The sequence below is a fragment of the Streptomyces sp. NPDC005728 genome, from assembly GCF_040630895.1.
Classification (GTDB): domain Bacteria; phylum Actinomycetota; class Actinomycetes; order Streptomycetales; family Streptomycetaceae; genus Streptomyces.
Genome location: NZ_JBEXYL010000008.1, coordinates 137,390 through 151,482, shown reverse-complemented (window position 1 = coordinate 151,482; position 14,093 = coordinate 137,390). Strand labels below are relative to the sequence as shown.

Genomic DNA, 14,093 nt, shown 5'->3' with positions numbered 1-14,093 from the left:
GGCGGCCTGTGCCGGTGCGTTGGCCTGCGGCGCCCGTGCGGATTCGTTGCAGCTTGCGCCCATGCCTGCGGCGCCCCCGCGGACTCGTTGTGGCTCGCGCCTACGCCTGCGGCGCCCCCGCGGACTCGTTGTGGCTCGCGCCTACGCCTGCGGCGCCCCCGCGGACTCGTTGCGGCTCGCGCCTACGCCTGCGGCGCCCCCGCGGACTCGTTGCGGCTCGCGCCTACGCCTGCGGCGCCCCCGCGGACTCGTTGTGGCTTGGGACGCGCCTGTGGTGTGTGAGGGGGTGGGGCCGCGCCGGGTGGTGTCCGTTCTCGGTCCGGCGGACTCTTGGTCGAGTGGTGTTCGCGTTTTCGCCGGCCGCTGCGGGCGGACACCAGCCGGCACGTCCCCTGGCCGCCGTGCGCGGCTGCGGCGTCGAGGCGCGAAAGGAGGCACCGCGCTCGTCTCCGGACCGAGCAGTAGTTCACGTGGTCTTCATCCGGCGGGTTGGGTTACTCGAGAGAGGGGAATGTTGACGTGTGCATGCTCTGTCCGCACCGTTGGCCCCGTTCTCCCCCCCACCCGGAGGTTGATGTGTCCGGCAGTTCCGTGTACCGCCGTGCCCGCACGCTCGTGGCCTCGGCAACCGCCCTCGCCGCTGCCGCGGTCGGCCTGTGGGCCGGGCTCGGCGGCGAGTCCGCGCACGCGGCAGGCGCCGTGCCCAGCCCGGACCACGTGGTCGTCGTGGTCTTCGAGAACCACGCCTACAGCCAGGTCGTCGGCTCCTCCCGCGCCCCGTACATCAACTCGCTCAAGTCCGGCGGCGCCAGCCTGTCCCAGTCCTACGCCGAGACCCACCCGAGCCAGCCCAACTACTTCGCCCTGTTCTCCGGCTCCACGCAGGGGATCACCGACGACAGCTGCTACACCCCGGGCTTCTCGTCCGCGCAGAATCTCGCCTCCGAGACGATCGCCGCCGGACGCAGCTGGGCGAGCTACAACGAGACCCTGCCCGGCCAGGGCTCGACCACGTGCAGCAGCGGCAGGTACGCGCGCAAGCACAATCCGTGGTTCGGGTTCAGCAACGTGCCGACGTCGAGCGCCAGGACGTTCGCCCAGTTCCCGGCGGACTACTCGACGCTGCCCCAGCTGTCGTTCGTGGTCCCGAACCTGTGCAGCGACATGCACGACTGCTCGGTGTCGACCGGTGACACCTGGCTGCAGAGCAACCTCGGTGCCTACGCCACCTGGGCCAAGACCCACAACAGCCTGCTCGTCGTCACCTTCGACGAGGACAACCGGCTCAGCGGCAACCGCATCCCGACGGTGCTGTACGGCCAGCCCGTCACGGCCGGATCGGCCAGCTCCACGACGTACAACCACTACGACCTGCTGCGCACCCTGGAGGACACCCAGGGCCTGACCACGCACGCGGGCAACGCGGCCTCCGCCCAGGACATCACCGGCATCTGGGCGTCCTGACGTGTACGTAGCGGGCAGCCGCGCGAGCACGCGAGCGTCCGCGGAAGGCGCCGTCCGGCCCACGGCCGGGCGGCGCCGTGCCGCGGTCGCCCCCACCGTGCTCGCCCTCGGCGCGGTCAGTCTGGTCACCGACGTGTCGTCCGAGATGGTCACGGCGGTGCTGCCGTTGTACCTGGTGACGGGGCTGGGTCTCTCCCCGCTGGGGTTCGGGCTGCTCGACGGGATCTACAACGGCTTCTCGGCCCTCGTACGGCTCGCCGGCGGGCATCTCGCCGACCGGGGCGGCGGGCGGCACAAGTGGGTGGCCGGGCTCGGTTACGGGGTGTCGGCGCTGTGCAAACCGTTGCTGCTGGTGGCGCACTCGCTCACGCCCATCGGGCTGATCCTGGCCGCCGACCGGACCGGGAAGGGGCTGCGCACGGCTCCCAGGGATGCGCTGATCTCGCTGTCCGGCACGCCGGAGAACCGGGGGCGCGCCTTCGGGGTGCACCGGGCGATGGACACCGCGGGTGCCCTGCTCGGGCCGCTGGCGGCCTTCCTGATCCTGCGGGCCACGGTGGACGGCTACGACGCGGTGTTCACGGTGAGCTTCTGTGTGGCGGTCCTCGGTGTGCTGGTGCTGGTCCTGTTCGTGCCGGGCGGCCGCCGGCAGGGCGCCCCGGAGGGTGCGCGGCCCACCCTGCGCGCCGCCGTGGGTCTGCTGCGCGGCCGCGACCTGCGCCGGATCACGGTCTGCGCCCTGCTGCTGGGCCTCGCCACGGTCAGCGACTCCTTCGTCTACCTGCTGTTGCAGCGCCGCCTGGGCGTCCCGGACCGCTGGTTCGCGCTGCTGCCGCTCGGTACGGCCGCCGCGTTCCTGCTGCTGGCGGTGCCGCTCGGCCGGGTCGCGGACCGGGTGGGCCGGTGGGCCGTCTTCCTGGCCGGCCACGGTGCCCTGCTCGTCGCATACGGGCTGCTGCTCACCTCCTGGCACGGCACGGCCCTGCCGTACGTCGTCCTGGCCCTGCACGGCGGCTTCTACGCGGCCACCGACGGGGTACTGATGGCCGCGGCCTCCGAGGGCGTGCCGGAGGCTCTGCGCTCGTCGGGCCTCGCCGTCGTCCAGACCGGGCAGGCGCTGGCCCGCTTCGCCTGCTCGCTGCTGTTCGGCGCGGCCTGGACCGTGTGGGGCGACCGAGCGGCACTGGCGGGGGCGGCGGGGGCGCTGCTCGCCTGTGCGGTCTTCGCACTCGTCGTCCGCCCGGAAGGTGCCGTCGCCGCATGACCGTACGCAACCGCATCCTGATCCTGCTGTCGGCCGTCGCCGTGCTGGTGGCGGTCGGGGTGGCGTCCGTCCTGCACGCGTCGGCGCGTGCCGATCGCCGCGATCACACGCAGGCGGGCGGCCCGAAGGTCATCGCCGGCAAGGTGACCCTGACCGGGCACGGCCGCATGGTGTTCCGCACCCTGGCGTGGGGCCCGCATCGGGACGAGCTGGTCACGGTCCCGGTGGCGGATCCGGCCGGGCCGCGCACCGCCTCGGGCGTCAAGTGCCTGCGTTTCCACGCCGCGTCGGGCACCGGAGTCTGCCTCCAGGCGGTGCACGGGCCGGTCTCCGACACCTACCGCGCGCTGGTTCTGGACTCCCGTCTGCGCACCCGCGACCGGTACGACGTCCCCGGTATCCCCTCCCGCGCCCGGGTGTCCCCCACCGGGCACTTCGCCGCCTGGACGGCGTTCGTGGGCGGCGACTCGTACGCCGGTACGGACTTCTCCACGCGCACGGCGATCGTGGACACCCGTACGGGTGAGCTGATCCCGTCCCTGGAGGCCTTCCGGATCGTCAGGGACGGTCATCCGTACCGTGCGGCGGACGCCAACTTCTGGGGCGTGACGTTCGCACCGGACGACCGCACGTTCTACGCGACGCTGGCGACCGGGGGACGTACCCATCTCGTCCGGGGCGACCTGCGCACGCGTACGGTCACCACCCTGCACGAGAACGTGGAGTGCCCTTCCCTCTCCCCCGACGGCACCCGCATCGCGTACAAGAAGCGGGTCAAGGGCCTGCCCAAGGACGCCCCTTGGCACCTGTACGTCCTCGACCTGCACACCCTGCGCGAAACCGCGCTCGACGAGTCCCGCAGCGTCGACGACCAAGTGGTCTGGCGCGATGACCACACGCTGGTCTATGCCCTGCCGGGCGACTACGGAGCCGACCTGTACACGGTTCCGGCGAACGGCTCCGGCCTGCCTCACCGTCTCCTGTCGGCCGGAGTGTCCGCCGCGTTCCTCGACTGACCGCCCGGACCGGCCCCGGGTCAGGGCAGTGTCCAGAACCGGGTCGTGACGAGGTAGAAGACGGCGGCCCAGAACACCATCACCATGGCGACGACACCGAGGCCGAGGAGATTGGTCCTTGCCGCCCCTTCGCCCGGTGGCGGCCGCAGCCACCGCCTGAGCAGGGGGTTCACGTAGTAGGGCATCGTGAAAAAGCTCATGACGAAGCTCGACAGCAGGTTGCCCACGAGCAGCCCGATCCACAGCGGCAACCTCAGCGGCAGCAGGGCGAGCGTCAGCAGCACGACGGTCGGGTACAGGCCGACCCAGACGGCGACGGAGGTCTTGACCCCGGAGGGCGGCGGCGGTGCCTCCCGGCCGTTCCCCTCGAAGGCGAACCAGCTGCCGAACGAGTTGTCGATCGTGTGCAGTTTGAACTCGCTGAACTTCTCGCCCTCGGCGAGCACCTTCTGCCGCGCGGACGACGTCAGCCAGGCGTCGAGGTGCTCGGCGTTGTCATAGCGGTACAGCGTGGTCCACTCTTCCTGGAGCCCCTCGACGGGGCGGAAGAGCTCGGTTCCCCGAAAGCCCTCGAACTTGCTCTCCTCCTGGCTCATGCGGTGCTGCCAGTCGAGGAAGTCGTCGACCTGATGCGGATGGACACGATGGGTGACCACGACGGTCACCAGCGGATCCAGCGCCTGTGTGCAGCTGCTGACCACCTGCTGGGTCGCCGGACCGTCGAAGTACTTGGTGCCGGCATCGAGAAACGTCTGCCTGGTCGCGCTGTTGATCCACGCCTGCAGATGCGCCACGGAGTCGAACCGGTACACGACGACCCAGTCGGGTTGCAGGGGTGTCGGCGGGGATGTCTCGGCGCCGAGGAACCCGGGGTAGTACGCGGCAGCGGCGTTGAGGTCCTCCTGCCATGTCGCGTACTCCCGCTCCTGGCCGGGCAGGACCCGCTGACCGATGATCGCCGTCGCCGCGGCGGCTACGTGCCTCTCGGTGTCCATGGTGCTCAGCCTGTCGACACCGACTGCTTCGCGTGGAGTCGGCTGTAGATCCGTTCCGGGGTCAGCGGCAGCGCACGGTAGCGGACACCCGTGGCGTCATGGAGCGCGTTCGCCAGCGCGGGTGCCACCGGGTTGATGCAGCATTCGGCCATCCCCTTCGCCCGCACGGGTCCCACCGAGTCCGCCGAGTCCACCAGGAGCAGCTCGGTGCGGGGGACGTCGGCGTAGGTGGGGATGCGGTAGTTCCGGAGGTTCGGGTTGACCATGGTGCCGTTCTCGTCGACACGGTAGTTCTCGGTCAGCGCGAATCCGATTCCCTGGGCGACGCCGCCCTCCACCTGTCCCCGGACCTGCGCGGGATTGATGACCACGCCGGCGTCGGCCGCCTGGACGCTGTACAGGACACGTATCTCACCCGTCACCCGGTGGACGGCGATGCGGAACCCCTGGGTGTTGGAGGTGACGCTCCGGGGCGATCCGTACGCCTTGCGGGCGGCCGTGAACCGGATTCCGCGCGCTCGGGCCAGTGCGACGAGCTCGGCCAGCGACACACGCTGATCCCCGCAGACGACACCGTCGTCGTCCATGGAGCACATGACGAGATGGACGCCCGTGTGCGCCGCGGCGAATTCCAGGATGCGGTCGCGTACGGCATTGGCCGCTCGCAGGACCGCGTTGCCCGCCACGAAGAGGCCCGCGCTCGCGAAGGCCCCGGTGTCGAATCCCGTGCGGTCGGTGTCGGACTGCACCAGCCGGATCCGCGACGGCGTCGTACCCAGCTGGTTGGCCGCGATCTGGACGTGGGCGGTCGAGGTGCCTTCCCCGAATTCGACCGTTCCGACGGCCAGCTCGTAGACGAGGTCGTCGCCGAGCGTGACCCAGGCCTCGGAGATGTGTTCGGTCGGGGGTGCGGTCTCGTGCAGGGAGCTCGCCACGCCCACCCCGACGAGCCACTCGGGGCCGGGGGGCGGCTGACCGGCCGTACGGGCCAGGGCGGCACCCACCAGGTCGATGCACTTCGCGAGTCCGTCCTCCGTGAAGATCACGTCGTCGGGACCGTCGTGCAGGGCGACCAGCGGTTCGCCGGGCCGCACGATGTTGCGTCGGCGCAGTTCGAGCGGATCGATGTGCAGGGCGCGTGCCAGTTCGTCCATCGCCGACTCCACGGCGAAGGCCGGCTGCGTCATCCCGTAGCCGCGCAGGGCGCCGCTCGGAACGGTGTTCGTGTAGACGGAGTACGCGTCGTACTTCTTGTGCGGGCAGCGGTAGATCATGACGGCGGCGCCGCCCGCGTACAGCGTTTCGCCGCCGTGGTTGCCGTAGGCGCCCGTATTCGACACGTTGCGGACCTGGAACGCCGTGAGCGTTCCGTCCGCCTTCGCACCGAGCTTGACCGTCAACGTCATCGGATGCCGCGGCGAGGCCGTGGTGAACTCCTCCTCACGGGTGTACTCGAAGCAGACGGGTCGCCCGGTGTCCAGGGTGGCGAGCGCGACCAGGTCCTCCGTGATCACCTCCTGTTTGCCGCCGAAGCCGCCTCCGACCCGTGTGCAGAACACACGGATCCGGTCCGGACGCAGCGCGAACAGGTACTCCAGTTTGACCTTCGCGATCGACGGCGACTGCGAGCTGGTGCGGACGTTCAGCCGGCCGTCCTCCATCCAGGCGATCGAGCCATGGGTCTCGAGATGCGCGTGCTGCACACGCGGTGTGACGTACGTGCCTTCGTGGATCACGTCGGCCGCGGCGAATCCCGCGTCGACATCGCCGATGTGCGAATGGATCTCCAGCAGGATGTTGTGGACGGGATCGCGGACGAACGGATCGTCCGAGCCGTGCAGTTGTGGTGCCCCCTCGGACATCGCCTCCTCGGGTTCGAACACCGCCGGCATCACCTCGTAGTCGACGACGAGCCTCCGGCAGCCCTCCTCTGCCGCCCCGACCGTGTCGGCAAGCACCGCGGCGACGCGCTGGCCGACGAAGCGGACCCTGTCGTCCAGCACGAAGGTGTCGTCCGGGTCGACCAGATGGTCGGTGTGGATGGCTGTGGTGAACCGCCTGCGCGGCACGTCTTCCCAGGTGTAGACCCGGTGCACGCCGGGAACCGCGAGCGCGGCGCTCTTGTCGATCGACACGATCCGGGCGTGCGCGTGGGGCGAGTGCAGCACCTTCAGGTGCAGCATGCCGTCGATGTGGGTGTCCATCGTGAACTCGGCGCGACCGGTCACCACGTCGTGGGCGGCCGGCGCGGCGACGCTCGTCCCGACGGCCTTTCCCGGCGCGGCCGTCTCCACGCCGGTGACGCCCCGCACGGCATCCTCGATCGCTCGGTAGCCGGTGCAGCGGCAGAGGTTGCCCTTCAGTGCCCGGGGCAGGTCCGCCTTCTGGGCCTCGGTGAACGTCGCCGACGTCATGATCATCCCTGCGGTGCAGAAGCCGCACTGGAAGCCCGGGGCATCACGGAACTGCCGCTGCACGGGATGCAGGTCGCCCGGGGATCCGATGCCCTCGATCGTCGTCACCTCGCGACCGTCCGCACGGAACGCCGGGGTGATGCAGCTGTGTACGGGTTCGCCGTCCAGCCACACGGTGCACGCACCGCAGTCGCCCGCGTCGCACCCTTTCTTGACGCCGTGGTGGCCGAGTGCACGCAGGAAGGTGCGCAGGCACTGGCCGGGGGCAGGCTCTTGGTCGAACGTGCGGCCGTTCACTGTGCAGGTCATGCCGGGCCCCCAGCCATGAGTTCGCGCCGGATCTCTTCGGCGTAGTGCCGTGTCAGGTGGCGACGGTGGTCGGGGGTCCCGTTGGGATCGGCGAACCAGATGTCGGCGGGGATCGCGTCGATGCTCTGCCGCAGTGTTCTGGCATCGGGCAGGGCGTCGAAGGCGATGCGCACGGGGCGGGTGGTACCGGCTGTCACGGTGAGGAGCAGATCGCTCCTGCCCGGCGTTCTGGTACCGATGAGGAACACCGTCGAACGGCCGAGCCGGGTGAGCGTGAACCGGCGTTGCGCGGTGCGTTTCCGCAGGGCGCTCGCCGGGATGTCGACGCGCCGCAGGATCTCCCCGGGAGCGAGGATGTTCCGGTGGTCGCCGGTCACGAAGTCGAGGGCGTCGACCCAGCGGGTGGACCCGTCAGGAGCCCACAGCTCGTACCGCGCCTCGAGCGCGACCGTCAGCGTGATCATCGGACCGGCCGGCAGTGACATGCAGATGTTGCCGCCGACGGTCGCCGCGTTCCAGACCTTGAACGAGGACAGGAACGCCTCGCAGCTCGCGGCGAGCAGGCCGCCGGCGGTCCAGTCGTCCGGCGGCACGAAGGCATGCAGGTCACGGACGGTGCACGTGGCGCCGATGCCGAGGCCGGCGTCGCTCGGGACGAGGGAGTCCCAGCGCAACGCGGTCAGGTCGATCAGACGGTGCAGGCTCGGCTGCTCCGCCGAGAACAGCCAGGTCCCGCCCGCGAGCCAGGCGTCGCCCTCGCGCCAGTCCACGCCCGGCCGATCGGACGGTCGCCGGACGACCTCGGTGATGGTGTTGAGGTCCATACGAACCCCGCTGGGCGCTGATTGCGTTCGGCTCTCGATGGCCGGCTGTCGGCGAGCTGGTCACGAGCGGCGCCGGGAGCGGCACGGCCTCGGGCGCCGGCAACCAATGCCGGCCGCTGCGGTCGGGCATATCGCTGAAGGACCGGCGGACGGAAAGATCCCCAGCAAGCGTATCGCTGTACGGACCGGAACTCCTGTCGATCGGTTTCGGCCCAGGTACGACCGGTCGCGCCGGTGTCGCCCGCGTATCTGCGCCGAAGGGAGCGATGCACGGGTCACAGTAGAGACATGGACGACACGAACCTTCTGGCCCGGGGCCGGGTGGCGACCAGGCTGCCCGCCCAGGACCTGGACCGCGCGCGCCGCTTCTACACCGAGGTGCTCGGCCTGGAGCCCGTCGACGAACGCCCCGGCGGGCTGCTGTACCGGTGCGGGGGCACGGACTTCGCCGTGTTCCGGTCGGCGGGGGCCTCTCCGGGCACCTTCACGCAGATGGCCTGGGAGGTCGAGGACATCGAGGCGGTCGTGGCGGAGCTGCGGCGGCGAGGGGTGGTCTTCGAGGAGATCGACCAGCCCGGCTTCCACACCCGGGACGGCATCGCCGAGATCGACGGGAACTACCCGAGCAAGGGCGCCCGCGGCGAACGCGCCGCCTGGTTCCGTGACAGCGAGGGCAACCTGATGGGCATCGGCGAGCCGGTCCGCTGACGGGGCCGAGGATGCCTGAGCACCGGCCCCGTCTGCACCTCGCCTACAGCACCGGCAGGTTCTTCCGCAGCTCGAACGCGGTGACCTCGGAGCGGTACTCCTCCCACTCCTGGCGCTTGTTGCGCAGGAAGAAGTCGAAGACGTGCTCGCCGAGGGTCTCGGCGACCAGGTCGCTGCGCTCCATGAGGGTCAGGGCCTCGCCGAGGTTCTGGGGCAGGGGCTCGATGCCCATCGCACGGCGCTCGGCGTCGGAGAGGGCCCAGACGTCGTCCTCGGCGCCCGGCGGCAGCTCGTAGCCCTCCTCGATGCCCTTGAGGCCCGCGGCGAGCAGGAGGGCGTAGGCCAGGTACGGGTTCGCGCCGGAGTCCAGGGAGCGGACCTCCACGCGGGCCGAGCCCGTCTTGCCGGGCTTGTACATCGGGACGCGGACGAGGGCGCTGCGGTTGTTGTGGCCCCAGCAGATGTACGAGGGGGCCTCGCCGCCGGCGCCGGCCGTGCGCTCGGAGCCGCCCCAGATGCGCTTGTAGGAGTTCACCCACTGGTTGGTGACCGCGGAGATCTCCGCCGCGTGCTTGAGCAGGCCCGCGATGAAGGAGCGGCCGACCTTCGAGAGCTGATACTCGGAGCCCGACTCGTAGAAGGCGTTGCGGTCGCCCTCGAAGAGGGACAGGTGGGTGTGCATGCCGGAGCCCGGGTGCTCGGAGAAAGGCTTCGGCATGAAGGTCGCATGGACCCCCTGCTCCAGTGCCACCTGCTTCATGACCAGGCGGAACGTCATGATGTTGTCCGCCGTGGAGAGGGCGTCGGCGTAGCGCAGGTCGATCTCCTGCTGGCCGGGGGCGCCCTCGTGGTGGGAGAACTCGACCGAGATGCCCATGGACTCCAGCATGGTGATCGCCTGGCGGCGGAAGTCCATGCCGACGTTGGTCGGGGTGTGGTCGAAGTAGCCCGAGTTGTCGGCCGGGGTGGGGCGGGAGCCGTCCAGCGGGCGGTCCTTCAGCAGGAAGAACTCGATCTCGGGGTGGGTGTAGAAGGTGAAGCCCAGGTCGGAGGTGCGGGCGAGGGCGCGCTTGAGGACGTAGCGCGGGTCGGCGAAGGACGGGGAGCCGTCCGGCATGAGGATGTCGCAGAACATGCGGGCCGTGCCGGGGGTCTCCGCGCGCCACGGCAGGACCTGGAAGGTGGAGGGGTCCGGCTTGGCGATCATGTCGGACTCGTAGACCCGGGCGAAGCCCTCGATGGCGGAGCCGTCGAAGCCGATGCCCTCGTCGAATGCCTGCTCCAGCTCGGCCGGCGCCACGGCGACGGACTTGAGGAAGCCCAGCACGTCGGTGAACCACAGGCGTACGAACCGGATGTCGCGCTCCTCCAAGGTCCGGAGCACGAACTCCTGCTGCTTGTCCATCTTCCGCTTCCCCATCCTTGCTGGTCAGGCCGCCTGTGTCCCCGCGTGACCGGAGGCGGTCGGGCACCTGAGCATCCCACCACAACAGCATTTCATGCGCGTTGCGGAGCTTGATCGCCCGAGCGTCCTCGGCCTGAACGCCTGTCGTACGGCAGGTGTACTGCTCTGCAGCCCATCTTGCCTGCTCGCACGGACATCCGTAATGGCCGGTCCGCTTCCTCCCATGAGCAGACCACGCCCACCGTGAGCCAGACCACGTCCGTTTAATTTGCATCTCAGATGCAAGTTTTCATACGGTGCCGATCAGTCGAGTCGTGAGGAGTCCCGATGCTGTCCCAGCAGTCCGCAGCCGTCGTCCGCGCCAGCCTTCCCGCCGTCGGCGGGGCCCTCGGCGAGATCACCGAGCGCTTCTACGCCCGGCTCTTCGCCGCCCACCCCGAACTGCTGCGGAACCTCTTCAACCGCGGCAACCAGGCCTCCGGCGCCCAGAAGCAGGCCCTCGCCGGCTCCGTCGCCGCCTTCGCCGCCCATCTGCTGGAGCACCCGGACCGGCGGCCCGACGCCCTGCTCGGCCGTATCGCGCACAAGCACGCCTCCCTCGGGGTGGCGCCCGAGCAGTACGAAGTGGTCCACGAGCACCTCTTCGCCGCCATCGCCGAGGTCCTCGGCGAGGCGGTCACGCCCGAGGTGGCAGCCGCCTGGGACGAGGTGTACTGGCTGATGGCGCATGCGCTCGTCGCCGTCGAGAAGCGGCTGTACGAGGAGAGCGGGAGCCGTGGCCTGCGGCCGTGGGAGGTCGTCGAGCGGGTCGCCGAGACCGCGGACGTCGTCTCGTTGCGGCTGCGGCCGGCCGACGGGGGCCCGGTGGCGGACTTCCGCGCCGGGCAGTACGTCTCCGTCCGGGTCGCCCTGCCCGACGGGGCCCGCCAGATACGGCAGTACAGCCTCTCGGGTGCGCCGGGACGAGCGCTCCGGCAGATCACCGTCAAGCGCGTGCGCGGCGGTGCGGCACCGGACGGCGAGGTCTCGAACCACCTCCACGCGCGCGTGCGCGAGGGCGACGTCCTCGACCTCTCCGAGCCGTACGGCGACCTGGTGCTCGGCGACAGCGCCGGCCGGCCTCTCCTCCTCGCCTCCGCGGGCATCGGCGTGACCCCGATGGTCGCGATGCTCGCCGCACTCGCGACGGACGGCCACCGCGCCCCGGTCACGGTCGTCCACGGCGACCGCTCCCCCGCCGACCACGCCCTGCGCACCGACCACGCGACGTACGCCGCCAAGCTCCCGGACGCGTCCGTGCACTTCTTCTACGAGCGTGACGCCGCGCCCGGCACCCGCACCGGCCTGGTCGACCTCACCGACGTCGCCGTACGTCCGGGCGCGCGTGCGTACCTGTGCGGCCCGCTGCCCTTCCTGCGCGCCGTGCGGTCCCAGCTGATCGCGAAGGGCGTGGCTCCGGCCGACGTCCACTACGAGGTGTTCGGGCCGGATCTCTGGCTGACGCAGGACTGAGGAGCAGGACGGGGGGCTAGGGCCTGTCCAGCGGATCATGCCGGAATCGCGGGGTCCGGCACGCACATCTGCGGCGTTGTCGTCGGTTGCCGACGCTCCGCGTCGACGCCCTCCTCCGCCTTGCAGCTGCACGCACCAGACCCCGCTCACCCCCGCTGACGAGGCGCCGTTGCCCGAAGCCGGCCTGATCCGCCGGACAGGCCCTAGCCGCTCCGGGGTCCCCTGGAGATGTCCAGCAGCAGAGGGCCCGTCGGATCGGCCACCATGTCCTGCACCGTCACCGGGTCCAGCGCCGCGAAGAACGCCTCCTGGGCCCGGCGCAGGGCGCCCCGCAGGCGGCAGGCGGCGTTCAGGGGGCAAGGGGTCGCACCCTCGCAGTCGACCACGTCGCCGTCGCCCTCGAAGGTGCGCACGACGGCGCCCACGGACGCCGTACGGCCAGGTCCGGTGAGGGCGAGGCCGCCGCCGCGGCCGCGGCGGGCGTCGACCAGGCCCAGGTGCTGGAGTTCCGCCACGACCTTCGCGGCATGCGTGTAGGGCACGTCCATGTCCGCCGCGACCTGGCGGGTCGTGGGAGTGGCGTCGCCGGCGACGGCGAGCCGCATGAGGACCCGCAGGGCCAGGTCGGTGGAGCGCAGCAGCCGCATACGGCGAGGGTAGGTAATACGCATCCCCGGTTCAAATTATCCGGTTGTCGTGCCCTCCCTTCGGAAGAGCGCACCCCGCGCATTACGATCAGCGAGCCCCACCGTCCCCGTCTCTTTCCCCCAGAAGGACACGCCTCATGGGTTCCGGCAAGAACAGCAGCAACGCGGCGCGCAAGGCGCGCATAGAGGAGATGCGGCGCGCCGAGCGTGCCCGCGAGCGCCGCAACCGGGTGCTCACCATCGCCGCCAGTGTCGTGGTCGTCGCCGGTCTCGTCGTCGGCGGTGTGGTGCTCGTGAACTCCCAGTCGGACAAGAAGGGCTCGGTCGCGAGCGGCGACGCGAAGAACTCCGGGGACACCGGGCAGTTCACCACGGGCAAGGACGGGGTGAAGACCTGGTCCGGCAAGCTGGCGCGGACACACGTGACGACCAGGGTGTCGTACCCGATGCACCCGCCGGTCGGCGGCAACCACAACCCGGTGTGGCTCAACTGCAACGGCGACGTCTACACCGAGCCGGTGCAGGACGAGAACGCCGTGCACGCGCTGGAGCACGGCGCGGTCTGGGTGACGTACACCGACAAGGCGAGCAAGGCCGACGTCGACGCGCTCGCCGCCAAGGTGAAGAAGACGCCGTACTCGCTGATGAGCCCGTACGAGAACCAGGCCGCCCCGCTGGTCCTGTCGGCCTGGGGCCACCAGGTGACCGTGAAGAGCGCGAGCGACCCGGAGGTGGACAAGTTCTTCGCCGCCTATGTGCAGGGTGCCCAGACGCCCGAGCCGGGCGCCTCGTGCACCGGCGGGGTCATGAAGTGAGGCGGCAGCACATCGGCTGGGTGGCGGGCGCCGCCGCGGCGGTGCTCGTCGCGGCCGGGGCGATCACGTACGCCGTCGCCTCGGACGGCGGATCGGATACGAAGACACCCACGGCCGAGTCCGCGGACGCCGGGTTCGCGCGGGACATGGCCGTCCACCACCAGCAGGCCGTCGAGATGTCGTACATCGTGCGGGACCGCACGAAGGACGAGGAAGTCCGGCGGCTCGCCTACGACATCGCGCAGACGCAGGCCAACCAGCGCGGGATGCTGCTGGGCTGGCTGGATCTGTGGGCGCTGCCGAAGGTGTCGGCCGAGGCGCCGATGACCTGGATGGGCATGGGTGACATGGCCTCCGGCAAGGACGGCGCCCTGATGCCGGGCATGGCCACGAACACCGAGCTGAAGAAGCTGCAGTCGCTGAGCGGCAAGCAGGCGGAGATCCTCTATCTCCAGCTGATGACAGCCCATCACAAGGGCGGTATCCACATGGCCGAGGGCTGTGTCGCCAAGTGCACCGTCGGCGTGGAGAAGAGGCTCGCGCAGGGCATGGTCGACGCACAGCAGTCGGAGATCGAGTTGATGGCCGGCATGCTCAAGGAGCGGGGCGCGCAACCCCGTTCGTAACACCGCCGTAAGGATGAAACGCCCAAATCGCCCCACCTGACGGTTACTTGAGCTTCTCTTGACTTTCACGTTCCCCTGACATGAACGGTTCATC

12 protein-coding genes are annotated in these 14,093 nt (G+C 70.4%); 7 read left to right on the top strand and 5 right to left on the bottom strand.

Annotated elements, in window-relative coordinates; genetic code table 11:
* Positions 1 to 576 precede the first annotated feature (576 nt).
* Genes ABZ471_RS08850 through ABZ471_RS08840 form a run of 3 tightly spaced genes read left to right on the top strand, consistent with a single transcriptional unit; the run spans position 577 to position 3,744 of the window.
* Positions 577 to 1,464, top strand: a complete 888-nt coding sequence (locus tag ABZ471_RS08850) for an alkaline phosphatase family protein (protein ID WP_359063998.1) — start codon at positions 577 to 579, stop codon at positions 1,462 to 1,464.
* A 1-nt stretch (position 1,465) separates the two neighbouring features.
* Positions 1,466 to 2,728 (top strand): MFS transporter, encoded by a 1,263-nt coding sequence (locus ABZ471_RS08845; RefSeq protein ID WP_359063996.1) that lies wholly within the window; start codon positions 1,466 to 1,468, stop codon positions 2,726 to 2,728.
* Positions 2,725 to 3,744, top strand: a complete 1,020-nt coding sequence (locus ABZ471_RS08840; RefSeq protein ID WP_359063994.1) for a TolB-like translocation protein — start codon at positions 2,725 to 2,727, stop codon at positions 3,742 to 3,744. Before ABZ471_RS08845 ends, ABZ471_RS08840 begins: the two co-directional genes overlap by 4 nt.
* A 20-nt stretch (positions 3,745 to 3,764) precedes the next feature.
* On the opposite strand, the gene ABZ471_RS08835 is transcribed toward ABZ471_RS08840, so the two are convergent.
* Genes ABZ471_RS08835 through ABZ471_RS08825 form a run of 3 tightly spaced genes read right to left on the bottom strand, consistent with a single transcriptional unit; the run spans position 3,765 to position 8,286 of the window.
* Positions 3,765 to 4,739 carry an antibiotic biosynthesis monooxygenase gene (locus ABZ471_RS08835; protein ID WP_359063992.1) on the bottom strand — a complete coding sequence of 325 codons (975 nt, stop codon included), beginning with the start codon at positions 4,737 to 4,739 and terminating at the stop codon, positions 3,765 to 3,767.
* A 5-nt stretch (positions 4,740 to 4,744) separates the two neighbouring features.
* Positions 4,745 to 7,462, bottom strand: a complete 2,718-nt coding sequence (locus ABZ471_RS08830; protein WP_359063990.1) for a molybdopterin cofactor-binding domain-containing protein — start codon at positions 7,460 to 7,462, stop codon at positions 4,745 to 4,747.
* Positions 7,459 to 8,286: an FAD binding domain-containing protein gene (locus ABZ471_RS08825; RefSeq protein ID WP_359063988.1), complete on the bottom strand. Its 828-nt coding sequence runs from the start codon at positions 8,284 to 8,286 to the stop codon at positions 7,459 to 7,461. The genes ABZ471_RS08830 and ABZ471_RS08825 overlap by 4 nt, the downstream gene beginning before the upstream one ends.
* 288 nt (positions 8,287 to 8,574) lie before the next feature.
* On the opposite strand from ABZ471_RS08825, the gene ABZ471_RS08820 reads away from it, so the two are divergent.
* Positions 8,575 to 8,994, top strand: coding sequence for a VOC family protein (locus ABZ471_RS08820; protein WP_359063986.1), 420 nt, complete (start codon positions 8,575 to 8,577; stop codon positions 8,992 to 8,994).
* Between the two features lie 43 nt (positions 8,995 to 9,037).
* Here the strand turns inward: ABZ471_RS08820 and glnA are convergent, their stop codons facing one another.
* Entirely contained in the window at positions 9,038 to 10,399 is a 1,362-nt protein-coding gene (gene glnA / locus ABZ471_RS08815) for a type I glutamate--ammonia ligase (protein WP_359063984.1), read from the bottom strand.
* A 327-nt stretch (positions 10,400 to 10,726) separates the two neighbouring features.
* On the opposite strand from glnA, the gene ABZ471_RS08810 reads away from it, so the two are divergent.
* Positions 10,727 to 11,911 carry a globin domain-containing protein gene (locus ABZ471_RS08810; protein WP_359063982.1) on the top strand — a complete coding sequence of 395 codons (1,185 nt, stop codon included), beginning with the start codon at positions 10,727 to 10,729 and terminating at the stop codon, positions 11,909 to 11,911.
* Between the two features lie 203 nt (positions 11,912 to 12,114).
* Here ABZ471_RS08810 and ABZ471_RS08805 read toward each other — a convergent pair whose 3' ends face one another.
* Positions 12,115 to 12,558 carry an Rrf2 family transcriptional regulator gene (locus tag ABZ471_RS08805; RefSeq protein ID WP_359063980.1) on the bottom strand — a complete coding sequence of 148 codons (444 nt, stop codon included), beginning with the start codon at positions 12,556 to 12,558 and terminating at the stop codon, positions 12,115 to 12,117.
* A gap of 137 nt (positions 12,559 to 12,695) precedes the next feature.
* On the opposite strand from ABZ471_RS08805, the gene ABZ471_RS08800 reads away from it, so the two are divergent.
* Positions 12,696 to 13,373, top strand: a complete 678-nt coding sequence (locus ABZ471_RS08800; RefSeq protein WP_359063978.1) for a DUF3105 domain-containing protein — start codon at positions 12,696 to 12,698, stop codon at positions 13,371 to 13,373.
* On the top strand, positions 13,370 to 13,999 hold the full coding sequence (locus tag ABZ471_RS08795; protein ID WP_359063976.1) for a DUF305 domain-containing protein: 630 nt from the start codon (positions 13,370 to 13,372) through the stop codon (positions 13,997 to 13,999). The genes ABZ471_RS08800 and ABZ471_RS08795 overlap by 4 nt, the downstream gene beginning before the upstream one ends.
* The last annotated feature ends 94 nt before the right edge of the window (positions 14,000 to 14,093 follow it).

What these genes read in the sequence shown, in the direction of transcription:
- ABZ471_RS08805 (WP_359063980.1), bottom strand. Translation starts at nt 12,558, where the DNA reads ATGCGGCTGCTGCGCTCCACCGACCTGGCCCTGCGGGTCCTCATGCGG.
- ABZ471_RS08840 (WP_359063994.1), top strand. Translation starts at nt 2,725, where the DNA reads ATGACCGTACGCAACCGCATCCTGATCCTGCTGTCGGCCGTCGCCGTG.
- ABZ471_RS08810 (WP_359063982.1), top strand. Translation starts at nt 10,727, where the DNA reads ATGCTGTCCCAGCAGTCCGCAGCCGTCGTCCGCGCCAGCCTTCCCGCC.
- ABZ471_RS08830 (WP_359063990.1), bottom strand. Translation starts at nt 7,462, where the DNA reads ATGACCTGCACAGTGAACGGCCGCACGTTCGACCAAGAGCCTGCCCCC.
- ABZ471_RS08800 (WP_359063978.1), top strand. Translation starts at nt 12,696, where the DNA reads ATGGGTTCCGGCAAGAACAGCAGCAACGCGGCGCGCAAGGCGCGCATA.
- glnA (WP_359063984.1), bottom strand. Translation starts at nt 10,399, where the DNA reads ATGGACAAGCAGCAGGAGTTCGTGCTCCGGACCTTGGAGGAGCGCGAC.
- ABZ471_RS08835 (WP_359063992.1), bottom strand. Translation starts at nt 4,739, where the DNA reads ATGGACACCGAGAGGCACGTAGCCGCCGCGGCGACGGCGATCATCGGT.
- ABZ471_RS08820 (WP_359063986.1), top strand. Translation starts at nt 8,575, where the DNA reads ATGGACGACACGAACCTTCTGGCCCGGGGCCGGGTGGCGACCAGGCTG.
- ABZ471_RS08825 (WP_359063988.1), bottom strand. Translation starts at nt 8,286, where the DNA reads ATGGACCTCAACACCATCACCGAGGTCGTCCGGCGACCGTCCGATCGG.